General features: G+C 48.4%; 22 protein-coding genes. 13 read left to right on the forward strand and 9 right to left on the reverse strand.

Going from position 1 to position 21,328, the window contains the following annotated elements; genetic code table 11:
- The first annotated feature begins 27 nt into the window (after positions 1 to 27).
- Positions 28 to 1,350: an amino-acid N-acetyltransferase gene (argA, locus tag RCH83_RS08420; RefSeq protein ID WP_306520933.1), complete on the forward strand. Its 1,323-nt coding sequence runs from the start codon at positions 28 to 30 to the stop codon at positions 1,348 to 1,350.
- Positions 1,351 to 1,411: 61 nt separating this feature from the next.
- On the opposite strand, the gene RCH83_RS08425 is transcribed toward argA, so the two are convergent.
- The 3 genes from RCH83_RS08425 to RCH83_RS08435 form a co-directional block, all read right to left on the reverse strand.
- The gene (locus tag RCH83_RS08425; protein ID WP_306520935.1) at positions 1,412 to 1,807 is read right to left on the reverse strand and encodes a DUF6768 family protein; all 396 of its coding nucleotides are present in this window, start codon (positions 1,805 to 1,807) and stop codon (positions 1,412 to 1,414) included.
- Positions 1,797 to 2,330, reverse strand: coding sequence for an RNA polymerase sigma factor (locus RCH83_RS08430; RefSeq protein WP_306520937.1), 534 nt, complete (start codon positions 2,328 to 2,330; stop codon positions 1,797 to 1,799). Before RCH83_RS08430 ends, RCH83_RS08425 begins: the two co-directional genes overlap by 11 nt.
- Positions 2,331 to 2,447: 117 nt before the next feature.
- Positions 2,448 to 3,545: a glycerol-3-phosphate dehydrogenase/oxidase gene (locus tag RCH83_RS08435; RefSeq protein ID WP_306520939.1), complete on the reverse strand. Its 1,098-nt coding sequence runs from the start codon at positions 3,543 to 3,545 to the stop codon at positions 2,448 to 2,450.
- A gap of 222 nt (positions 3,546 to 3,767) precedes the next feature.
- On the opposite strand from RCH83_RS08435, the gene RCH83_RS08440 reads away from it, so the two are divergent.
- On the forward strand, positions 3,768 to 5,219 hold the full coding sequence (locus tag RCH83_RS08440) for a hypothetical protein (RefSeq protein ID WP_306520941.1): 1,452 nt from the start codon (positions 3,768 to 3,770) through the stop codon (positions 5,217 to 5,219).
- 109 nt (positions 5,220 to 5,328) lie between these two features.
- Complete coding sequence (locus RCH83_RS08445; RefSeq protein ID WP_306520943.1) at positions 5,329 to 6,063, forward strand: DUF4336 domain-containing protein; 735 nt, start codon at positions 5,329 to 5,331, stop codon at positions 6,061 to 6,063.
- A 36-nt stretch (positions 6,064 to 6,099) separates the two neighbouring features.
- Here the strand turns inward: RCH83_RS08445 and RCH83_RS08450 are convergent, their stop codons facing one another.
- The 3 genes from RCH83_RS08450 to RCH83_RS08460 all read right to left on the reverse strand — a co-directional run bounded on the left by RCH83_RS08450 (position 6,100) and on the right by RCH83_RS08460 (position 8,451).
- Positions 6,100 to 7,140: a metal-dependent hydrolase gene (locus RCH83_RS08450; RefSeq protein WP_306520945.1), complete on the reverse strand. Its 1,041-nt coding sequence runs from the start codon at positions 7,138 to 7,140 to the stop codon at positions 6,100 to 6,102.
- Positions 7,141 to 7,326: 186 nt separating this feature from the next.
- Positions 7,327 to 7,968 (reverse strand): hypothetical protein, encoded by a 642-nt coding sequence (locus RCH83_RS08455; RefSeq protein WP_306520947.1) that lies wholly within the window; start codon positions 7,966 to 7,968, stop codon positions 7,327 to 7,329.
- A gap of 279 nt (positions 7,969 to 8,247) precedes the next feature.
- Positions 8,248 to 8,451: a hypothetical protein gene (locus tag RCH83_RS08460; RefSeq protein ID WP_306520949.1), complete on the reverse strand. Its 204-nt coding sequence runs from the start codon at positions 8,449 to 8,451 to the stop codon at positions 8,248 to 8,250.
- A gap of 266 nt (positions 8,452 to 8,717) precedes the next feature.
- Here RCH83_RS08460 and dgt point away from each other — a divergent pair, with 266 nt between their 5' ends.
- Complete coding sequence (dgt, locus tag RCH83_RS08465) at positions 8,718 to 10,226, forward strand: dGTPase (protein ID WP_306520951.1); 1,509 nt, start codon at positions 8,718 to 8,720, stop codon at positions 10,224 to 10,226.
- A gap of 110 nt (positions 10,227 to 10,336) precedes the next feature.
- Here the strand turns inward: dgt and RCH83_RS08470 are convergent, their stop codons facing one another.
- The gene (locus RCH83_RS08470; protein ID WP_306520954.1) at positions 10,337 to 10,945 is read right to left on the reverse strand and encodes a GNAT family N-acetyltransferase; all 609 of its coding nucleotides are present in this window, start codon (positions 10,943 to 10,945) and stop codon (positions 10,337 to 10,339) included.
- The gene (locus tag RCH83_RS08475; protein ID WP_306520956.1) at positions 10,935 to 11,321 is read right to left on the reverse strand and encodes a hypothetical protein; all 387 of its coding nucleotides are present in this window, start codon (positions 11,319 to 11,321) and stop codon (positions 10,935 to 10,937) included. Before RCH83_RS08475 ends, RCH83_RS08470 begins: the two co-directional genes overlap by 11 nt.
- 218 nt (positions 11,322 to 11,539) lie before the next feature.
- On the opposite strand from RCH83_RS08475, the gene RCH83_RS08480 reads away from it, so the two are divergent.
- From RCH83_RS08480 to RCH83_RS08505, 6 genes are all read left to right on the forward strand, one after another.
- Positions 11,540 to 13,648: a carbon starvation CstA family protein gene (locus tag RCH83_RS08480; RefSeq protein WP_306520958.1), complete on the forward strand. Its 2,109-nt coding sequence runs from the start codon at positions 11,540 to 11,542 to the stop codon at positions 13,646 to 13,648.
- The gene (locus RCH83_RS08485) at positions 13,648 to 13,875 is read left to right on the forward strand and encodes a YbdD/YjiX family protein (protein ID WP_306520960.1); all 228 of its coding nucleotides are present in this window, start codon (positions 13,648 to 13,650) and stop codon (positions 13,873 to 13,875) included. Before RCH83_RS08480 ends, RCH83_RS08485 begins: the two co-directional genes overlap by 1 nt.
- 69 nt (positions 13,876 to 13,944) lie before the next feature.
- A complete protein-coding gene (locus RCH83_RS08490) occupies positions 13,945 to 14,262 on the forward strand; it encodes a hypothetical protein (RefSeq protein ID WP_306520963.1) in 318 nt (105 codons plus the stop codon).
- A 99-nt stretch (positions 14,263 to 14,361) separates the two neighbouring features.
- Positions 14,362 to 15,006, forward strand: coding sequence for a DsbA family oxidoreductase (locus RCH83_RS08495; protein ID WP_306520965.1), 645 nt, complete (start codon positions 14,362 to 14,364; stop codon positions 15,004 to 15,006).
- Positions 15,007 to 15,082: 76 nt separating this feature from the next.
- Complete coding sequence (locus RCH83_RS08500; RefSeq protein WP_306520967.1) at positions 15,083 to 16,033, forward strand: M14 family metallocarboxypeptidase; 951 nt, start codon at positions 15,083 to 15,085, stop codon at positions 16,031 to 16,033.
- 277 nt (positions 16,034 to 16,310) lie between these two features.
- Positions 16,311 to 18,104 carry an AsmA family protein gene (locus RCH83_RS08505; protein ID WP_306520971.1) on the forward strand — a complete coding sequence of 598 codons (1,794 nt, stop codon included), beginning with the start codon at positions 16,311 to 16,313 and terminating at the stop codon, positions 18,102 to 18,104.
- A 107-nt stretch (positions 18,105 to 18,211) separates the two neighbouring features.
- Here the strand turns inward: RCH83_RS08505 and RCH83_RS08510 are convergent, their stop codons facing one another.
- The gene (locus RCH83_RS08510; protein WP_306520973.1) at positions 18,212 to 18,553 is read right to left on the reverse strand and encodes an FKBP-type peptidyl-prolyl cis-trans isomerase; all 342 of its coding nucleotides are present in this window, start codon (positions 18,551 to 18,553) and stop codon (positions 18,212 to 18,214) included.
- 259 nt (positions 18,554 to 18,812) lie between these two features.
- On the opposite strand from RCH83_RS08510, the gene RCH83_RS08515 reads away from it, so the two are divergent.
- From RCH83_RS08515 to RCH83_RS08525, 3 genes are all read left to right on the forward strand, one after another.
- Positions 18,813 to 19,700, forward strand: a complete 888-nt coding sequence (locus RCH83_RS08515) for a hypothetical protein (protein ID WP_306520975.1) — start codon at positions 18,813 to 18,815, stop codon at positions 19,698 to 19,700.
- Positions 19,701 to 19,798: 98 nt separating this feature from the next.
- On the forward strand, positions 19,799 to 20,482 hold the full coding sequence (locus RCH83_RS08520; protein ID WP_306520977.1) for an RDD family protein: 684 nt from the start codon (positions 19,799 to 19,801) through the stop codon (positions 20,480 to 20,482).
- 170 nt (positions 20,483 to 20,652) lie between these two features.
- Positions 20,653 to 21,117 carry a hypothetical protein gene (locus tag RCH83_RS08525; RefSeq protein WP_306520979.1) on the forward strand — a complete coding sequence of 155 codons (465 nt, stop codon included), beginning with the start codon at positions 20,653 to 20,655 and terminating at the stop codon, positions 21,115 to 21,117.
- Positions 21,118 to 21,328: the final 211 nt, after the last annotated feature.

The raw sequence follows: 21,328 nt of genomic DNA on the forward strand, positions 1-21,328 counted from the left end.
AATTTTGAAGAAGGAACCAAACAGAGCGTGCGTACCACTGAAATTGTTGATGGATTTCGCCAGTCGGCCCCATATGTCAATGCACACCGTGGCAAAACCTTTGTGGTGATGCTCGGTGGCGAAGCCATGAGTCAACCTGGTTTTCGTAGCATTATCAATGATATTGCTTTGCTGAATAGCCTTGGCATTAAGATAGTGCTGGTGTATGGCGCCAGACCACAAATTAACCAGGCGCTGGAGCAACACGGTTTACTGGCGCAGTACCACAACAGAATTCGGGTCACAGACGACGACTCTTTTAAGCTGATCAAACAAGTGGCCGGCGCTTTACAGCTGGATATCACCGCCCGTTTGTCGATGAGTTTGTCCAACACCCCTATGCATAACGCCCAGATCAACGTGGTGAGCGGCAACTTTGTGATAGCCCAGCCTTTGGGTGTGGACGAAGGTATTGATTACCATCATAGCGGCCGGGTGCGCCGTATTGATGTGGCCGGTATCCGTCGCCAGCTGGATCAAAACTGTATTGTGCTGATGGGGCCGGTGGCGGCTTCAGTCACAGGCGAAAGTTTTAACCTGACCGCCGAAGAAATTGCCACCCAGGTGGCCATTAAACTGCGTGCCGACAAAATGATTGGTTTTACCGACATTGGCGGTATTGTGGATAGCGAAGGCGAAATTATTGCCGAGCTGATGCCTAATGACGCTGAAGTCATTATGCAGCAGATGGAACAACAACCCGGCGCCTGCACTGCCACACTAGCCTTTTTACATGCTGCCATTAGCGCCAGCCGCTCCGGTATTCCACGTTGCCATCTGGTCAGTAACAGCATGAACGGCGCTTTGTTGCAGGAACTGTTTTCGCGTGATGGTATTGGTACCCAGATTGTTACCGAAGCTGCTGAACGGCTGCGTGGCGCCACTATCAACGACATAGGCGGTATTCTGGATTTGATCCGGCCGCTGGAACAACAAGGTTTGCTGGTGCGCCGTTCCCGTGAACAACTGGAAATGGAAATTGACCAGTTTGTGCTGATAGAACGCGACGGTTTAGTGATTGGTTGTGCGGCGCTTTATCCGTTTCCGGAAGAAAACGTCGGTGAATTTGCCTGCTTAGCAGTACATCCAAATTACCGGGACGCCGACCGCGGCACTTTGCTGCTGAAAAACATTATTCAGCTGGCACGTCAGCGCAAATATAAAACCTTGTTTGCACTGACTACCCGCAGTATTCACTGGTTTTTAGAACACGGTTTTGAACTAAAAGACGTAGAAGATTTACCGGCAAAAAAACAGCAGCTGTATAACTACCAGCGCCGTTCGAAAATTCTGGCGTTAGATTTAACTTAACCAAGCATCAGGGCAGCCAACAGGCTGCCCTGATGCTTGTTGCCGCCCAACAACACAACACTTAAGAGCTTTGTACATCCGGCTGCTTTTGTTGCAAAGTTTCGCCAAGCTGTGCCAGCGCCAGCTCCACTCTTTTTAGCTCCCGCATTGTGGAAACCCGGTTCATCTCCAGCCAAATCCAGATTTTGGTGCCCACCTGCGCCTGAAACGCCAGCACTAAACAAATACCCCAAAACTGTTGTTGTGCCTGTGCCACAGTGAAAAACTGATAAGCACAATAAACAATGGCAACCGTTAACAGCAACGCCAGCACATAAGCCAGAATCATCAGGGGTTTTAAACCACCACCAAAGCCAGACCTGATCAGTGGCCATAATCCTTGTTCTTCCCGCATCAGTTTATCCAGCTGATAAGCCTGAGCCGCCAGTTCGGCCGCCATTTGTTGTTCATTTTTCATCTGTCTCTCCGTCAAGCTGTTGTTTAATTTGTTGCCGGGCCCGATACAACCGCGATTTTACCGTGCCTAAGGGTAGGTTCAGGATCAACGCCACTTCGGTCAGTTCACACTGATGAAAATAATGCAGCAACACCACCTGCTGTTCGGCAGACGCCAGAGTACCAATTGCCTGATAAAGCTCATCTTCACCCTGTGGTGGGGTATAAAACAACATGGATGCCGTGTTGTCATCCAGCGCTACATCATGGCGCTGACTGGCGCTTTTTTGCCAATCCAGCACTTGCCAGCGCACTGCTTTGTATAACCAGCTGCCAAATACTCTGGGATCGTCCAGCCGCTGTATCCGCTGGCTGAGTTTTAACCAGACGTTTTGCACCAGATCTTCAGCCACTGCCGGATTTCCCAGCAAATAGCCGGCAAAAAGCTTTAGTTTTGGCTGATAAAACTGATACAACAAAACAAAAGCTTCAGAACGACCGTCCTGCCAGGCCAGCACCAATAAATCCAGTTGTGCTTTGGTCATACTGTCCTTGTGTTGTGCAAATGATATGAACCTGTAGTCAAGACGAGGCAAGCTGGCTTAAGGTTCTGGCCAGACAAAAAATATTGTCTGGCCGGCCAGTTCAGTCTTTCAGGGGGGTTAATAAGGCTGTACATTTTTGCCGGACAAGGCAACCTGCAACACCACCTGTTTGGCCAAAGCTCTGGCCGTTGTCCATTTACCGCCTGTGACTGTTAATAACTGCTGCTGCCAATTCATGCTGTATTCGCGGCTGGCGCTGCTGGCGTTACTGCTGCCACCAAGCAAAGGCCGCACCCCGGCAAATTCACGCTGAATATCGGCAGCGTTTTTGGGCGTGACAAAATAGTGGTTATATAAATCAAGCAGATAACTACGTTCTTCATGGCTACAGGCAATAGGCTCTGCCAAACTTTGCCGCACTTCTGTGGTACCAAGTAAAGTCTGCCCCTGATATGGCAACACAAACACAATACGGGTTTCCCCCGGCACTTCCAGCATATGGCCATATTTGCTTACCGGCGGCAGCAACAAATGGCTCCCCCGCACTAAATCCAGTTGTTGGGTCACTTCGATGCCCGATTGTTCCAGCAGCTGATTACTCCAGGGACCTGCTACATTGACCACCCGGTCAAACTGCAACCAGTTGTTTTGGCCTTTGAGCTGAATACTGGCATTTGCGGTAACAGCCTGTACCGGGCAATGCTGATGAATTTTTACTCCTTGTTTTTCCGCCTGACTGGCCACCCAAAGCCCCAGTTGTTGATCCTGCATCTGGCCGTCAAAAAACAAAAATCCGCCAAGCAAGCCATCGGGGTTTAAATCAGGACTACAACGCAGCAGTTGCTCCGGATTTAGCCAACGGTGTCTGCCTATACCTTTGCGGCCAGACAGCGTATCGTACAACCACAAACCAATTTTAAGCTGCCAGCGCGGCCGGCGGCCATCCTGATATATCGGATATAAAATAGGCAAACGCCGGGTCAGTCTGGGCGCTTTTTTAATCCACCAACGCCTTTCCAGCAAAGACTCACGCACCAGCCGTAAATGACCTTGTTCCAGATAACGCAAACCCCCATGCAATAGTTTGCTGGAAGCTGCACTGGTGGCCTGCATCAGCGCATCCCGCTCAAATAATTCCACCTGATGGCCAGCCAGCGCCAGCTGCCATGCACTGGCCAGACCGTTAATACCACCGCCTATCACTGCTATGCGCATCTTTACCTCTGTGTTGCTAACTCCTTGTTACAGCAAAGCAACTTTTACAGATTTTGTCGAATTCACTACTGTGCAGCGGCCTGATTGCGGTATATTTTGTTTTTGCGTAATACTGGCGTCAAACAGAAACAAGACTAGAGTTAGTGAACTCTGTGGCACTGGTCCACAGCAGTCACAAAGCATGGACTTTGTTGTAGGCTTTGAGTGCAAGGACCCCGGTGGATGAATCAATCTCAGTTTGGCAATACGGCCTCTACCAAAAATATCAAAGATCTGCTGAGCAAAATTTATGATGTGACTGCTCGCAGAGACTCAGTTTATGAACAGGCTGCCCAATATTTTTCCTCACCTGAAGTGCAGGAAATTGCCCAACTGGAGCTGCGTGAACAGGAACTGCTGCAAAAGCAGGAAGCCTCCGGCAAAAGCAGCGGCAAGGCAGCCCAACTGCTGAGTGAAACCCGGTTGCAACTGAAAGAAAAACGCCGCCAGCAACAAGATTACCGGCTGGATCGCATCCGCAATTTAAAACAAATCGCCCGTCAGCTGCTGCATTTGCTGGAAGGCGACAGCGTTGCGGAAATCCGGCTGCAGGCAGCCCGCGCCCTTGGCACCATTCAGTTGGTTTCCCCAACCAAAGGCCGGCAAGTTCCGCTGATTAATCAACGCCATAAGCATGCTTACAAAGCCATATTGGCAGTGTTGTTACTTGACCAGCTGCTGGTTGATCAACAAATAAAAAACCGTTACGTGCTGAATAAAGTACTGGAAACTGAACAACAAAAAGCCGCCCAAACCGACTTGCTTTATTCACCTTTTCTGGAAGAAATTCAGTTACCGCTGGTAATGGCGGTGTTATTACAGGACATTGGCCTGCAACATCCGGATGCACAAAAAATTCTGCTTGGTGAAAACGCCGATCTGGATGAATTCCGCACCTTGCTGCCGGCAGAACGGCAGGAATTATTGCGGATCAGCTACGAACAAAGTCAGGAATATCTGAAAAATGGACTGGGGCTGGATACCTATATTGGCAATTCCAAAACAGAACGGGATAAATTTAACCTGACTGAACAGGACAAACAGCTGTTTATCAGTCATTTGCTCAAAGAAGCAATTCAACCTGAAGATGGTATAGGCAATCTGCTGAAAATACCGCAAGTTTATGTATCAGTGGTGCTGCCAAGTAAACAAAACTACCGTTATGATCAGCTACCTAAAGTCAGTGCTGTACTCAGGGCTGGTGTGACAAAAGGTTGGTATCCGGCCGCTATAGTCGACAGCCTGCTGCAGATCACCGGCGATTTCCCGCAGGGTTATGGCATCACTTATATTCCAAAAGATTCAGATCAAAAAGATTTGGACAGATACGAATACGCCATAGTCAACGCTTTGTACCCAACCGAAACTGACCAGCCGGTATGCCGGGTGGTGACCCGAAATCTGAATTACACCCATGCCGGCAGCAACCTGGTGGTCAAGCGGGACAACAATTTATATTTCCCGCAGGCGCAAAAAAAACTGGAACGGATGAGTGAAGAAAGGCTCAAAGAAATTCTGAGTAAACTGGTGTCCAATTTTGAAGAACGCAGCAAGATGGATCTGATCCCAAAATGTTGGGGACCGGATGAATTTTTTACCATATTAAAAAACCAGAATTTATGGAACCGCAGCTAACACCGTTCATGCCGGCCAATTTTAATTAACAATAATTTCATTATTTCATTGCACCTGCTTGCCAGCTCAGCTTGAATAAAGTTGTTACAGCAACACTGCAGGTTTGTTTATGTCCTTTTATCCGCCACTATTTGTGTTAAAAACCGTTGCTGACAACATTTGGTTAGCTGATGGCCCGGCGATTTCCTTTTATGGTTTACCTTTTCCAACCAGAATGACGATCATCCGGCTGGACAATGGCGGCCTCTGGTTACATTCACCTATCGCCTTCCGGCCACAATTACTGGCGCAAATTCAGCAGCTGGGGCCGGTGCAACATCTGGTCGCACCCAACTGGCTGCATTACGCTTATCTGCAGGAATGGCAACAAGCCTGCCCCACCGCATTGGTGTGGTTATCGCCCGGCGTACAACAACGCGCGTTGTCGCGGCACCTGCAGCTGCATGGTGACTTTGAACTGGGTTTTTCGCCAGACAGTGTTGCCGCAACCCAATGGCCGCAGGACCTTTACACTTTATTGGTCGGCGGCAGCAAAGTGCATCAGGAAGTAGTATTTTTCCATCCCGCCAGCAAAACGCTGATCCTGACCGATTTAATTGAAAACTTTGAACTGGAAAAATGCCCGCTGTGGAGCAGACCTTTGTTTTGGCTGGCCGGAAATTATGATCCGGACGGCAAAGCGCCGCTGGATATGCGCTGGTCGTTCCGAAAAGGCAAAGTAGCTTTGCGGCTTGCAGTACAACAAATGTTGGCATGGCAACCAAAACGGTTAATCCTGGCACATGGCCGCTGGTATCCGGATAACGCCGTGGCAGAGCTGTTAAGAGCATTTCGCTGGGTGTAACAGGCCACTAGCCAGTGTAGTGGCCGGCAAATAATGTTAGTCAGCGCCGGTCGCCAGCGGCAGTTTGTGATGCTGATGCTGTTGCAGATATTGCGCCAGCGTCAACTGCGTTTGGCCAAAGGCCCTTTGCCATAACCAGCTCAGACTCTGCCGGTTGGCCGCCGGCATTTCCAGCTGCTTTGCCACGCCCACTTCACCCGCACTGTTTTGTGGTAACACAAAACGAAAACTGTAGCCCGGCTCCAATCCCATCCTTAAGTCAGTGAGCAACAATTGGCCTTGTTGTTGTTCCAGCTGAAAAAAACCATGACTGAACCAGGCCAGCCGTGCCACTGCAGGCTGCTGTTGCCACTTGTTGATCAACACATTATCCCTTGGATAATGTTGCCAGCTGATATTTTGCCCGCTATCGAGCAATGAAAAATAAGCTTCGCTGTATTGATGGGGTTCCAGCCATACCAGCCGCCACAACAGCGTATTAAAAGGAGTCGCACTCACCAGCAATTTGCCCTGCTGTTTTGTGGTGGCTAACTGCTGCACCTGATGTGTCACATATTGTTGTGCCAGTAAACCAAACAACAAATAAACACTACTCAGCACCAACCCCAGCTTATTCCAGTACAGCTGCTGACTGCGTAACGAAAACACCACACCAGCAAGCAATGGCAAAGTGTATAAAGGGTCAATGACAAATACCGAACCCACACCAAAAGGATAATTGGTAAAAGGCAACAACAGCTGAGTGCCATAAATGGTCAGCATATCCAATAGCGGATGGGTGATCAGCACCAGCCAGACCGCCAGCAAAGCGCGGCGCCAGCTGCTGTTGCTACTGCTGATTTTTAACCAGAGCCAGGCCAACAGCGGCGAGAACAAAGTCAGGTAAAACAAAGCGTGGCTTTCGGTGCGATGTAAAGTCATATCACTGATGGGATCACCATGCTGGATCAACACATCCAGATCGGGCAAAGTGCCCATTACAGCCCCAAGAGCCGCCGACTGCCACAAAGGCTGTTTACCGCGAAAAACCGCCATACTGACGGCTGCCCCCAAGGCAATTTGTGACACGGAATCCATAAAAACTGTTACTCCAGATAAAAATGACGACCGCAATAAACCAGCACAGCTCTGGCAACAGACCTCAGTTATAAACAGCGGGGGGATTGCAACACAGCAAAAAGGCGCCGGTAAACCACAGAAAATATCGTCAGCCCCACAGTGACCGGCCTGCTTTATGGCAAAGGGGGCAAGTCTGAACCCTGCTTAATCGTTCTGGAAGGGATATACATTCGGCAGGTACAGTTCACCTTTTTCCTTAAATTTTTGCTCAGCAAAATCAAAGAAATTACGCACACTAACCCCATAAACTTTTTGCACATTAAACTTGGTTAACAGCTGATCGACAAAGTCTTCGGCAATATTGTGGGCACAGCGGATCAGCTGTAAATCAGCTTCATCACCATGCTCAAAATACATCTGAATAAAAGTATGTAACTGCGCAATACGAAACACCACTTTCATCGAACCCGGGTGCCAGAATTTAAACTCCATCTGCGGATGATTAACTAAATCTGTATGCAGTTCATGTTCACCTTTCCAGGCCACACAATGCACTTCAAAACCGTTTTTGGTAAAAACTTTATAAATCGACATCCGTGGTTTGTGTTCACAAACAATGTCGCCGAGTTTGTCTTCCATACCGCCCAATAGCTTGATATTCCAGTTCTTTTTATCGGTCAGCACATCAAGGGAATTTTCAAAACCATATTTCAGCATACCTTCGGCCATGCCAAGCGAGGTAGACACCGAATGATAAAAAGCCGGAATATTGCCAAAGGTAATTTTGCGTTTGAGCCGGTTAATTTCCCTTAAACTGTTTTCAACCTGCTGAATATGTTCTGTCATAACATGGGTCAGTCCGTAACAATCTGTATAACTTACTATATCTAAGCAAATGCAGCTGCGAAAGCTCCGCCTGCCAGTCGTTATCTGCGGACAAGTTGCAGCCACCAGCGGCACAGGGTAAAAAACCTGAACACAGATTCATGTTTACCGCAGCAACAACAGCGGTTTGAGTGGATTTTACCGCTCTCAGGTCGCAGCTGCCGGTGTGCCGGATATAAAAAACGCTCCTGATCCCGGAGCGTTTTTTTAAGAAGATCGGCAAACACTCGCCGTGTAATATTATGATTTGCAAGTTCTTTTTGCCATGCGACTACCTGTTCTGTGTTCGGCATGGCATGTTTTAGTGGTCTGAGCTTCTTGTTTTTCTACCTGGACAGACTGCGGTTGGTTGGTCGCAGCATCAGCAGCATTTTTTTCTGCAGTAGCACCACAACCGGCCAGGGTGAATAACGAAAAACCTAAGATCATCATTGCTTGTTTCATGGAGGCATCCTTGTTATGACTTTTTGTGCAGCCGTCTAAACTACAGAAAGATACATAAACAAACAATTCTATTTTCAATAAAGTAACCAAATGCCCCAAAACAGGGCATTGCTACCAGCCTGCTGGCCATGTTCCGCTATTTTGTTGCACCTATGGCCGCGGCTCAGTTGGCAAACCAACACTGAATATGTAAATCTGCAGCTATCTGCCTGAAAACACAGCAACAACTAGAATGGTTGGCGCAGCCCAAAAGGACGTTAAAAACAATGAGCATTAATTTTCGCAGCAAAATTTTGCCGGTGCGCCCCAAACAAAGTCAAAGTAAGACCCAGTGGCAACAGCAGGACTATCAGTTGGCGCATCTGCAAATGCAGCTGGAAAGTGACAGAGGCCGCATTATCAACTCGGCGGTGGTACGGCGTTTACAACAAAAAACCCAGGTATTTCCGCTGGAACGTAATGCCGCAGTGCGCAGCCGGCTGACTCATTCGCTGGAAGTGCAACAAGTAGGCCGTTTTATTGTGCAAACTATTTTCCGCCAGCTTAGCGAAACACAACAACAACAATATCAACTGACCGGTCTGGAGCGCGCCTGCGAAACGCTGGTAGAGATGGCCTGCCTGATGCACGACATCGGCAATCCACCTTTTGGTCATAGTGGTGAAAGTGCCATTAACCGCTGGTTTAGCCAACACCTGCCGCTGTTAAATCCGCTTGATGTCAGCAAAAGCACCGGGTTACAACAGCAGTGGCAACAATATCGGCAGGAATTATGTAATTTTGAAGGCAATGCCCAGGGGCTGCGGCTGGTAGTGACGCTGCAACAAATGAATCTCACCTACAGTCAGTCGGCTTGTATTCTGAAGTACACCAGGCCGGCCCAACTGGCAAAAGAACAGGTACCAGCTGATTTTAGTTATCTGATGAAAAAACCCGGTTTTTACCTCAGTGAAGCGCGTTTTGTGGCTGAACAAAATCAGCTGCTTGGCATCAAGCCACATTGCCGCCACCCGCTCACTTATATTATGGAAGCCGCCGACGATATTTCGTATTGCCTGGCCGACATTGAAGACGCGGTGGAAAAAGGCATTTTATCGCTGGAAAAACTGGCTTGTTTATTAAAAACCGAATTTGCCAGACACCCGGCTGCAGCAAAACCTATTAAAGGTTTAAAAAGTTCGGCCAACTTTGACCAATTGATAGATACCGCACTGCAGCAGGCGCAACAAGACAGATTAAACCCGACTTATGAGTTTTTTATCAGGCTGCGGGTCAGCATGATCCACCCTTTGGTAAATCATGCGGCTGAGCAGTTTATTCAGCATATCGACGCTTTGTATCAGGGCAACTTTAACCGTGCTTTGCTGGAAGATAACAGTCAATATCATGCCATCACCCAAAGTTTTAAAAAGGTGGCGCAACAACATGTGTTTAATGACCGCGAAGTAGAAATGCTTGAAATTCAGGGCTTTAAGATTATTTCTGGCTTATTGGATGCCATGTTGCCTTTGTTACAGCTTAATGCAACACAATTTACTGCAGTGATAAGCCCGGAAGGTGCCAGGGCCTTGCCACTGGAAAGCCGGTTGGCGCGCAAACTGCCAAACAAACATCTGGTCAGTTACCAGCAGGCGCTGGCACAACTGGATGAGCAAGACAGTCGTTATACACTGGATGAATTTTATTACCGCTGTCGTTTGTTGCAAGACTGGATCAGCGGCATGACCGACCATTTTGCTTTTGATGAATACCGCGCTTTGGTGCTCTGTCAATAAAAGAGAGATTGATAAAAGAGGGGCCAATCACACAGTTTGTTGTTTTAACAGCCTTTAACAACCAGTTGCAGCGGCAAGATTGCAACTGGTTCAACCGAACAACAGGCGCTTTAACGCGCCAGTTTTTTGCGGTAATACACCACTTCTACATCACCCAAAGGGTCTTTATGCAGCCCTTGTTTCACATAACTCAGGCCAAGTTTTTCCATAACTTTGATGGACGCTTTGTTGTCTGGCATGGCAATAGCAGACCAATACAAAATCGCCGGATTAGCAGCTGTGACCGCGTCAGCAACTGCCTGCGCTGCTTCAGTGGCAAAACCATAACCCCAGCTGGATTGCCGAAACCGCCAGCCAAGTTCCACGTCATCGGTTTTAGGGGTGCCAACAAAAAAATCCATTGGCCTGATGACCACCCAACCTAAATAACAATCCGGCATAACAGCATAATCGGCACGGGTGCTGACCTGCCAGATGCCAAAGCCAGTGGCCGGGTCGCGGTAGCTGTTCATTCTTGGCAACATGCGCTGAAGAATATCCTGCATGCTGTTGCGTATGCCGCCATTGATATAACGCATCACGGCTTCATCCTGATCCAGTTCAAACAGCAGTTGTGCGTCTGAATTGTCCATTAAACGGTAACAAAGCCTGGCCGACGGCGGCACTGTCACCGCGGCTTCCGGCTGCTGTGTTGTCAAACTTCCTTTGTCAGCGCTCATGCTTTTCATCCTCTTCCTTTTGGCTTTGCTGCTGCCTTAATTGTTTTTTCAGTTTGGCGATTTGATAAATCACCAATGCATAACTGAGTAAAAACAACAGGTAATACACCGGCATCATGTCAGCTTGCAGCACCTGGCCTTGTTGCCACAAAAAATACAACTTCACCTGCGGCAATAAAATGCTGGCAAAAATAACCGCCAACACCGAACCACTTTGCACAAAACGCACAAAATACCAAAGGCCCAGACTGAGTAACACCAGCTGCAGATGCAGCTCACCGGGATACCACAAACCAAGGGCAAACCACTGATACCCAACTGCGACTAAATAACTGAGCAGAAACAACACACTAAAAATACCAATGGCCTTTTGCATCCGGCACCTCAACAATTCACGCAGGAAAAGCGGCAGTATGCCTGAAGCCAGCTGCGGCGCCAACGCCAGCCGGTTTTATCCATTGCAGCTAAAGGCCTGCTTTGATTGACAATAAAGCGCCAGCCGATACAAGATTGGCCACAAAGAATAAAAAAACAACACAGCAGCTGCGCCATCAGGGCACAGTCGCCATCAGCAAGGGTGAACAGGGAGTTTTTATGCAGCAGCGAATTAGCCATATCGTCATTTGGCTGTTTATTTCTATTTTGGGCGCGTCCGCTGTCGGTGGTATAGCACTGCACCGTGGTGAATCTATTAATGCCATCTGGTTTATCGTGGCGGCAGTTTGTGTGTACGCCATTGGTTATCGTTTTTACAGCGCCTGGGTGGCCGCCCGTATTTTAATGCTGGACCACACCCGCGCCACGCCGGCTGAGCGGCTGAATGACGGCCGTGATTATATGCCAACCAACCGCTGGGTGGTGTTTGGTCACCATTTTGCCGCTATTGCAGGCCCTGGCCCGCTGATTGGCCCAACGCTTGCTGCACAGTTTGGTTATTTACCAGGTACCTTATGGATTTTGGCCGGCAGTGTACTGGCCGGTTGTGTGCAGGATATGTGTGTGTTGTTTTTTTCCACCCGCCGTAATGGCCGAAGCCTGGGTCAAATGGCGCGGGATGAGCTGGGGCCAATAGGCGGCGCCGCTGCACTTTTTGCAACCTTGCTGATCATGATTATTCTGATTGCCGTGCTTGGTTTAGTGGTAGTGAATGCAATGAAACATTCGCCATGGGCCACTTCCACTGTCATTGCCACTATCCCTATTGCCATTATTGTTGGCATTTATATGCGCTATTTACGCCCTGGCCGGGTGCTGGAAGGTTCTTTACTCGGCGTGGTGTTATTGCTGCTTTCGGTCGGTGGTGGTGGTTGGGTTGACCAACAACCCGTGCTGCGTGAACTTTTTAACCACCCAGGTTTGCCTTTGGCTTTTGGGGTTATTGGTTATGGTTTTTTAGCCGCAGTATTGCCGGTGTGGTTGTTATTAGCACCCCGCGATTACCTGTCTACTTTTATGAAACTGGGCACTGTGCTGCTACTCGCCGCCGCCATTATTGTGTTGCAGCCCGAAATTAAAATGCCGGCGCTGACCCAGTTTGTTGACGGCACTGGCCCTATTTTTGCCGGTTCGTTATTTCCTTTTGTTTTTATTACCATTGCCTGTGGTGCTATTTCCGGTTTCCACGCGCTGATAGCGTCCGGCACCACGCCAAAACTGCTGAGTAATGAACGGGATATCCCGATGATTGGTTATGGTGGTATGGCGCTGGAGTCTTTTGTCGCCATCATGGCGTTAATCGCTGCCACTGTGCTGGAGCCAGGTATTTATTTTGCCATTAATAGCCCGGCCGGTATTGTTGGTGCTTTGCCAAGCGAAGCTGTTGCCACTATCAGCAGCTGGGGTTTCCCTGTGACGGTCGAACAAATGGACGCTTTGGCCAAAGCTATGGGTGAAGCCACTTTATTTGCCCGCACCGGCGGTGCACCTTCGTTGGCAGTGGGCATGGCCAGCATTTTTGGTTCGGCTTTTGGTGATCATTTATTAGCCATCTGGTATCACTTTGCCATTATGTTTGAAGCTGTGTTTATCCTCACCACGCTGGACGCCGGCACCAGAGTCGGCCGTTTTATGTTGCAGGATATGCTCGGCAATATCTGGCCAAAACTTGGCCGCACCAGCTGGTATCCATCGGTGATTTTCAGCAGCGCTTTAGTGGTATCGGGCTGGGGTTATTTTTTATATATAGGCGTCATCGACCCCAATGGTGGTGTGAATATTCTGTGGCCACTGTTTGGTATTGCCAACCAGATGCTGGCCGCCATTGCACTTTGTGTCTGCACCGGCATTATTATTAAATCCGGCAAATTAAAATATGTCTGGGTGACAGCCCTGCCGCTATTGTGGTTAACCATCCTCACCAGCACAGCAGTGTATGAAAAAGTCAGCAGCGACAACCCAAGGCTTGGTTTTTTTGCCGCGGCGGATGACCTCAGTCAAAAACTGGCCAGCGGAGTGTTGCCACCGGAAAAAGCCGCTGTGGCACCTCAGCTTATTTTTAACCAGCAGCTGGATGCCTGGCTGGCGCTGCTGTTTGCAGCCCTGCTGTGGATCATTATTCTGGATATGCTGAGAATGGCCAGCCGCCATCTGCGGGGTTTGCCGGTGCCGGCTTCCAATGAAACGCCTTATCAGCGCACGCAACTGGAAAATAACCAAGCTGAAGATAACAAACCGGAAAATCACGGACTGGGAGCAACAAGCTGATGCCAAACAAGGTTTTTGTCAGGCGCAGCAAGTTGTTGTTTCAGTTGTTACTCAGCAAACTACAACAAGGCTGGAACTTACTGCGTGAACTTAGTGGTGACGACGCTTATGAGCGTTATTTACAACATCAGGCGCTGGCCCACCCCGATGAAAAACCTTTATGCCGCCATGCTTTTTTTAAACAGGCGCAACAGCAAAAATGGCAAGGGGTAAAACGTTGTTGTTAATTAGATATGTTGCTCAGCTGGTGCAAAAAAGCTGAGCAAAACAGCACTCAAACAAACAGAGCGGTTTTGATGAAAGAACTTTTACAAGATGCGGTAGCCGCCATTTTTATGTTGTTGTTTATGCTGCTGGGTTTAGCGCTGGCGCTGAGCCCCAGCATTATTTTATGGTTAAGCATGCATAAAATGTTGCCGGCTTATTGCCCCTGGCATTGGGCCAAACCCACAGCTTTATGCCTGATATTGTCGTTGTTGGTGATTTTTACACTGAATATAGAGTTAGAGTCCGGTGTGTTGTCGATGTTTAGCCAGTTGTTTTTGTTGTCCTTTGGCTGGTCTTTATTGTTAATGCCGGTAGCTTTAATCAGCCAGTGGTGGCGTCAAAGGTAAATTTAGCGCGGCCTGACGCAAGGCCATGGCAGTGTGTTGATAGCGCAGTTATCATCTGGCAGCCAATTCCCCGCACAGCCCCTCAGCTTTGGAGTGCCAATGAAAACCCTACAAATAGACCTGGTTTCTGATATTGCCTGCCCCTGGTGTGCTATAGGTTTTGCCCGTTTACAGCAAGCATTGCAGAGCCTGCCAGATCTGAAAGTCACGCTGCACTGGCGTGCTTTTGAGCTCAACCCGGACCCAAATTTAATACCAGAACCTATATTACCGGCGCTGAGTAAAAAATATGGCCAGAGTGAAGAAGCGATGCGCCAGTCGCAAAATAACTTAATGGCCATAGCTGATGGGCTTGGGCTGAATTTTCAGAAGATGCAACAACGCTACACCAGCAATACCTTTGACGCGCACCGGCTAATGTATTGGGCGGCGCAATTTCACCGTCAAAACGAGCTGGCTTTGGCCTTGTTTACGGCTTATTTTGGCGAAGCTGAAAATATGGCAGCACACCAGGTGTTACAACATTGTGCTGAACAAGCCGGGCTTGATGCCGAAGCTGCGGCTGCGCTTTTGGCTTCAACACAATATGCCGCTGAAGTCACAGCCGAACTGCAACAAGCCAGGCAAAATGGCATCAATTCGGTGCCGGCTTTTATTGTGAATCAACGTTATTTAATTTCCGGTGCCCAGGAAAGTGCAGTACTGGCGCAGGCATTACAACAAATTGCCGCTGAACAAGCTTAAAAACTCAAGTGCCATAAGTTTGTCGCCAATCAACACAAACTTATTGCCACTCTTTACAGACTTAGCAGAAGGTTTTATGACAACAGAACAGCCACTTTATGCCATAGGCACGCCGGGCCAAGCCTGGGGCGAAGCGGAAAAAGCTTTATGGTTAAGCCAACAACAAATCAAACGCAGTTATCAGCAGGATGTGCTAACGCCTTTACAGCAGCTGTTCGCTGCCAACAGCAAAGTAACTGATGTGGCTGAGCTGCTGCAATATGGCACGCTGGATTATCAGACTTTAGGCCTTGGTGTTTATCCACTTTATGCGGTTGCCAGCAACAATTGGCAGGCTGATAAACCCACTGCACTGATCACAGGCGGGGTACATGGTTATGAAACCAGTGGGGTACATGGTGCTTTAGATTTTATCCGCGAAAAGTTTGCCGCTTATCAGCAACATTTTAACCTGCTGGTTTTGCCTTGTATCAGCCCATGGGCTTACGAAACCATTAACCGCTGGAACCCGCTGGCTGTTGACCCTAACCGCTCTTTTATTGCCAATAGCCCGTCGCAGGAAGCTGCTGCCGCTATGGCCCTGGTTGCCGCTAAAGCACCCCAAGTACTGCTGCATGTGGATTTACACGAAACCACAGACTCAGATAACAGCGAGTTCCGCCCGGCCAAAGCAGCGCGTGATGGTGTGGTGAATACCAACTGGAATATTCCGGATGGTTTTTATCTGGTCGGCGACACCGACAATCCACAACCTGAATTTCAGCACGCCATTATTCAGGCGGTTGCCAAAGTGACTCATATTGCCGAAGCGGACGAAAATGGCTGCCTGATTGGCGAAAAGTTGCAGCAGTTTGGTGTGGTGAATTATCCGAAAAAAGCGCTTGGGCTTTGTGGTGGTATGAGCAATGCGCTTTATGTCACCACCACTGAAGTGTACCCCGACAGCCCTAAAGCCAGCGCAGCTCAGTGTAATCTGGCGCAGCTGACGACTGTATGTGCCGCTTTGGATTTTGCTTTAGCCCAGTGATAACACCCGCTTGACCCGGCCCCCGGCAGCCCGGCGATTCAGCACCGCCACGACCCGGCAGAGCGCGGTTTAACAACAGCCGCACTCTGCCGCTTTATGCTTGCCACATAAAGCGCCGCCCCCTGCAGCCATTCCAATGACAAAGCCGGCATTTCACGGAACTATTTACTATTTTTTGTTTTCTACCAGACAGATAACAGCAGTCAGGGTTTACTTAAAGCAAAGCAGGTCCACCTCTCAACTGGCTGCAGCCCGAGCTTTTCATCTGGAGGAAACAATGAAAATTTTAAAATGGTTCTTACTGTCACTGCTGGCATTCACGCTGCTGCTCGGCCTGTATTTAACTTTCTGGTTTGATTTAAATGACGTGAAAAATAACCTTATCAACAAGGTCGCGGCAGAAACAGGCAGAACTCTTGAAATCAAGCAGGAGATTGGCTGGAGTCTGTATCCTGATTTGGCCTTAACCTTGGCCGAAGTCAGTTTGTCACAACCTCAGGGCTTGCCAGGCCCGGCCATGCTGCAAGTGACAAAAGCCGAAGCAGCAGTTGCACTCTGGCCTTTGTTGCAACAACAAATTCAGCTGAAAAAATTACGGCTTGATGGTGTGGAAATTTTTATCACTGAACAAGGCAAACTAAATAGTTTGAGTGGCCTCACTCACAATACAACAAGCGATAAAACAGAAAGCAGTAAATCCGGTACAGCTGCCAGCAACAATCCCTATTTAAACCAACTGCAACTGGATGAGCTTGAGCTTAGCAACGTGCTGCTAAGCCAACAAAAAGCCGGCAAAACCAACCAAATCAACTTACAACACTTCAGCTTACAGCAGTTCCAGCCGGGCAAAGCAGCGCCCGTCAGTTTTCATTTTAATATGCCGGATCTGCTTGATATCAAAGGCGAAGCCCTGTTGTTGTGGTTACAAAATCAGCAACAACTTCAGCTGCAGCAACTGCAACTGACAGCTGAGTTGCCAGGACAAAACATCCAGCTACAAAGTGCGTTACAACTGGATATGGCGCAGCAACAACTGCAATGGCAAATTGAAGAACTTCAGCTGAAAAACAACGATGGCAACTCTGGCAACAGCAAAGGCAGCGGCACAGTGGCGCTAAATTACAGCGGCAAAAAACCTGCCGCCACAGTGCAACTCACACTGGACCAATGGCAGCTGCAAACAGCAGAGAACAACAGCAGCGAACACAACAACAACCCCAAAACGACACAACCGGATCTGAGTTTTTTGCAACAACTGGATCTGCAGCTCAATCTGCAGATCCAAAATTTGCAGCTTAATAAGTTGCAGTTAAACAACAACCGGTTGCAACTGCAGAATCAGGGCGGCTTGGTACAGCTGACAAAGGCCAGCGCTGAGTTATATCAGGGCAACATCACAGCACAAGGCTCATTAGATGCCCGCAAAACCATGACCAGTTATCAGCTGAGTTCAGCCGCCAGCGGCCTTGATATATTGCAGCTACTAAAAGCTGCTGCCGATATGAACTTACTGAGCGGCACGGCAGAGCTTAACTTCAACGCCAAAGGTCAGGGATTATTGCCGGACGATCTGAAAACGGCTTTAGTTGCACAAGGCCAGTTTAAAGTGACTGACGGTGCTATCAACGGCATTAATATTCCGGCACAAATTCGTAGCGCCCGCGCCGCGTTAAAAAATGAAACCGCGCCTGATACAGCGGAAGCGAAAAAAACCGACTTTTCCAGCCTGACCGGCAGTTTTGTGTTGGCCAATGCCGTGCTGGAAAATCACGATTTACAACTGGCGGCGCCCTTGTTGCGTTTATCCGGCAGCGGCAACGCCAATCTCCAGACCGAACAGCTGGACTATCAGCTGAAAACCGCTTTGGTAAATAGCCTGAAGGGTCAGGGTGGCAAAGAAAAAGACGAATTGGCCAATATTGAAATTCCGCTGAAAATAAGCGGCACTTTTGCCAAACCTAAATATCAGCTCGACACTAAAGCGTTGTTTAACCAACATTTAAAACACAAAGTGGATGAACAAAAAGACAAACTAAAAAACAAACTGCTGGAAAAACTGGGTGGCGGTTAACAGCAAAAAGCGGTTTGATCTCAGACCTTTATTAACCACAGCAGCACAGCGGCAGCAAAAACCGCTGTGCTGTGTGCTAAGCCTGAGCCTGAGCCTGAGCCTGAGTATTAATCGTCGCGGGTTAACACTTCCAGCAGTTCAATTTCAAAAATCAGGTTGGAATTTGGCGGGATCATAGTGCCAATCTGCCTTTCACCATAAGCCAGATGCGCAGGTACCCACAGCCGGCGTTTGCCACCCACTTTCATGCCCGCTAAACCCAATAACCACCCCTGGATCACCCGGCCATTACTTAATACACACTGAAAAGCTTCACCACGGCGGTAAGAAGAATCAAACTCGCTGCCATCTTCTAAAAAACCACGGTATTGGCTGGTGATCAAAGCGCCTCTGACAGCCGCTTTACCATCACCCACTAACAAATCTTCAATTTTTAATTCATCCATCATTGCGCTCTTTGCATCTGCCGGTCAAAAAACCGATTATAACCTGCAGCCCTTGCCTGCTGACCAGTGCCAACAGCAAGCTTCTGCTACTGGTTAGCACAACTGGCACTGCAAGCAAAAAACGCTGGTGGTGTTTTGTTGTGTCCGGCTATTGCCACACAGCTGCTGCCGTTGCTGTTTTAGAAAAAAGTCGCTACTTTTTTTGGGCACTGTCAGCGGATTTTCAGTGCAACAGCCAAATGGACTATTGATGGAGGCGGTTATGAACAAAGTTGCTTTGTTAGCCATTCACGGCATGGGCTCAACCCAAAGGGGATTCAGCAACGAGCTGGTGCAGGATTTAACACGGAAGATGAACAACAACTTCGATGAACTGGTGGTGTTTAAAGAAGTGTATTACCAACATATTTTGCAGGACAACGAAAGAGAGGTATGGCACAAACTGGCCGGCAAACTACGTTGGGACGCCCTGCGGCAGTTTTTACTTTTTGGTTTTGCCGATGCTGCCGGGCTGGAGCATCGCAAAGAGCTGCAAGGCAGTGCTTATGAGCAGGCGCAGCTGGAAATAGCCCGGGCTTTGTATCTGGTTAGCCAGCAACTGGGTCATAACGACAAAGTTGTGGTACTGGCGCATTCGTTAGGTTGTCAGGTGATGTCCTGTTATCTGTGGGATGCGCTGGCGGCCGCAACACCACCAGCTGGGGCTCAACCCAAAAAAATGGCCGGCATCTGGCAGGATATTCAGCAACACGCTATGGACATTGCCGGTAAAGCAACACTCAGCCATGACGAAATCCTTTTTTTGCAAGGACAAAGCCTGGCCTTGCTGGTCACCACAGGCTGCAATATTCCCATTTTTGTTGCAGCCCATAAACAAAAAGACATCCTGCCTTTTGCCAAACCCAATACTGAGTTTGTCTGGCATAACTATTACGACAAAGACGATGTTTTGGGCTGGCCGCTGGCAGAGTTGTCGCCTGCTTATGGCCAGTTGGTGACTGATATCCGTATCAATGCCGGCGGTGGGGTCTTAGGTTGGATCAGCAAAAGCTGGAACCCTATGGCCCATGGTGAATATTGGGAAGACACCGAACTGTTAAAACCCCTAGCCAGACAATTGGAAATGCTGGCTTTGACCGGCCGGCTTTAAAATTCAGCCACACAGCGGTCTGTTGCAGGCCGCTGTTGATATGATATAACTTCGAAGACAACTATTTGGTTTTTCAAGATTTTTAAAAGGACTTATGCATGGACAACAACAGGGCGGATCCACCAGCACAGCTGCCCACTACAGGGGCCGAACCAGACATAATCACCACGGCGGCCGATACTGAGTTTGCAACACAAACTGACGCTCAACCAGCTGTGCAGTCAGAGAGCTCTGCAAATACACAACAGCCTGAACTGCAGCAAGATGACAACAGCTTGCCGTCAGTCACAGATACCGGCACTGGCAGTAAAAAAGGCCAGCTGGCCAGCCGCAGCCATCGTCTGATAGCCTCATTAATTGACAGCTTTATTCAATTATTGGTGTTTATTCCGCTGATTTGGTACGTCGGACTGGAAACCTTTAAAAGTCCAACACCTTTGCAAACCTTGTTAATTGCCCTTTATGGCATGACAACTTATGTTTTGCTGCATGGTTATCTGCTGTATCACTATGGCCAAACCATAGGTAAATCTGAATTTGGTATGCGTATTGAATTATTAAACGGCGACAAAGCCAGCCTGCAACATGTGATGTTATGGCGTTATTTACCCATCATGCTGCTGAACTTCGTGCCCGTTATAGGTCAGTTTTTATCCGGCATCTTTAATGTGTTGTTTATTTTTGGCAAAGAACGCCGTTGTTTACACGATTATATTGCCGGCACCAGAGTGCGTTATTTTTACGACGAACCCGACCACAACCCACAAAACAGCCCAAGCTAAATAAGCTGCAGCAATAGCGGTCTGAGATTTTTCCCGGCCGCTTAAAAAATCCGGCAACAGCCTTTTTTATCTAACCACTTTGCAGCGACATCTTTTTGGCACCATTTCTGGCACAGCAATTGCTAACAAAAAATTCACTTTATGGCGCATCAAAAGATGGATACAAAGTGATGAAAACCAGCCCCAGTTTGTTTGATACCCTGCAACAACTGCGCAGCCAGCAGCAAAACCGCCAACTGAGCTTAATGGCGCAATATCAGCAAAAAACCAAAACCGGCAACAACCCCACTGACACCACTCCGGTTAAAAACCAGCCCGGCACTGGCGATAACGGCAAAACGCCCACTCAGGTCGATTTCAGCCAGATGAGTGCTAAACAGCTGCATACCTGGCTACAACAAGGCCTTAGCAGCGGCAAAATTCCGCCGGAACAAGAAAGTGCTTTTAAAACGCTGATATTCTCCGCCAGCTCAGGCGACAGTAAAAATGAACATAGGCTGGTGAACTTCAGCGAAAAAGCGCAAGAAGGTCTGCAAGGTGCGCTGCGGCGCAAAGACAGCAGTTCGATGTTGTTTTGGGCTAACGCAGTGCAGACCATGAAAAAATTTCAGGGTGAAAAACTGCCGGCCCTTTAGTTCAACAGCTCAAAAAACAGCGACAACCGAACAATTGTTGCAATAAACACACTTAAAGAATGATTTTGGTTAATTTTTCTTTATATCAAGCTGCACATTAAGCAAAATGGCCGGGTTTATTTGACATCAGATGCTCAAACCGCCGGTATAACAGCCCCGGATTTAAACCATCATTCAAACAACAAAGCACCAACACTCAATAACCCGCTTT

It is taken from the genome of Rheinheimera sp., from assembly GCF_030824435.1.
In the GTDB taxonomy this organism is placed as follows: Bacteria; Pseudomonadota; Gammaproteobacteria; order Enterobacterales; family Alteromonadaceae; genus Pararheinheimera.

Bases quoted from the DNA above. Each gene is read 5' to 3' on its own strand.
- RCH83_RS08470 (WP_306520954.1), bottom strand. From the start codon at position 10,945: ATGAGCGCTGACAAAGGAAGTTTGACAACACAGCAGCCGGAAGCCGCG.
- RCH83_RS08490 (WP_306520963.1), top strand. From the start codon at position 13,945: ATGAAAGAACTTTTACAAGATGCGGTAGCCGCCATTTTTATGTTGTTG.
- RCH83_RS08430 (WP_306520937.1), bottom strand. From the start codon at position 2,330: ATGACCAAAGCACAACTGGATTTATTGGTGCTGGCCTGGCAGGACGGT.
- RCH83_RS08455 (WP_306520947.1), bottom strand. From the start codon at position 7,968: ATGACAGAACATATTCAGCAGGTTGAAAACAGTTTAAGGGAAATTAAC.
- RCH83_RS08500 (WP_306520967.1), top strand. From the start codon at position 15,083: ATGACAACAGAACAGCCACTTTATGCCATAGGCACGCCGGGCCAAGCC.
- RCH83_RS08505 (WP_306520971.1), top strand. From the start codon at position 16,311: ATGAAAATTTTAAAATGGTTCTTACTGTCACTGCTGGCATTCACGCTG.
- RCH83_RS08475 (WP_306520956.1), bottom strand. From the start codon at position 11,321: ATGCAAAAGGCCATTGGTATTTTTAGTGTGTTGTTTCTGCTCAGTTAT.
- RCH83_RS08515 (WP_306520975.1), top strand. From the start codon at position 18,813: ATGAACAAAGTTGCTTTGTTAGCCATTCACGGCATGGGCTCAACCCAA.
- dgt (WP_306520951.1), top strand. From the start codon at position 8,718: ATGAGCATTAATTTTCGCAGCAAAATTTTGCCGGTGCGCCCCAAACAA.
- RCH83_RS08435 (WP_306520939.1), bottom strand. From the start codon at position 3,545: ATGCGCATAGCAGTGATAGGCGGTGGTATTAACGGTCTGGCCAGTGCA.
- RCH83_RS08510 (WP_306520973.1), bottom strand. From the start codon at position 18,553: ATGATGGATGAATTAAAAATTGAAGATTTGTTAGTGGGTGATGGTAAA.
- RCH83_RS08425 (WP_306520935.1), bottom strand. From the start codon at position 1,807: ATGAAAAATGAACAACAAATGGCGGCCGAACTGGCGGCTCAGGCTTAT.
- RCH83_RS08445 (WP_306520943.1), top strand. From the start codon at position 5,329: ATGTCCTTTTATCCGCCACTATTTGTGTTAAAAACCGTTGCTGACAAC.
- RCH83_RS08480 (WP_306520958.1), top strand. From the start codon at position 11,540: ATGCAGCAGCGAATTAGCCATATCGTCATTTGGCTGTTTATTTCTATT.
- RCH83_RS08525 (WP_306520979.1), top strand. From the start codon at position 20,653: ATGAAAACCAGCCCCAGTTTGTTTGATACCCTGCAACAACTGCGCAGC.
- RCH83_RS08440 (WP_306520941.1), top strand. From the start codon at position 3,768: ATGAATCAATCTCAGTTTGGCAATACGGCCTCTACCAAAAATATCAAA.
- RCH83_RS08450 (WP_306520945.1), bottom strand. From the start codon at position 7,140: ATGGATTCCGTGTCACAAATTGCCTTGGGGGCAGCCGTCAGTATGGCG.
- RCH83_RS08495 (WP_306520965.1), top strand. From the start codon at position 14,362: ATGAAAACCCTACAAATAGACCTGGTTTCTGATATTGCCTGCCCCTGG.
- RCH83_RS08460 (WP_306520949.1), bottom strand. From the start codon at position 8,451: ATGAAACAAGCAATGATGATCTTAGGTTTTTCGTTATTCACCCTGGCC.
- RCH83_RS08520 (WP_306520977.1), top strand. From the start codon at position 19,799: ATGGACAACAACAGGGCGGATCCACCAGCACAGCTGCCCACTACAGGG.
- RCH83_RS08485 (WP_306520960.1), top strand. From the start codon at position 13,648: ATGCCAAACAAGGTTTTTGTCAGGCGCAGCAAGTTGTTGTTTCAGTTG.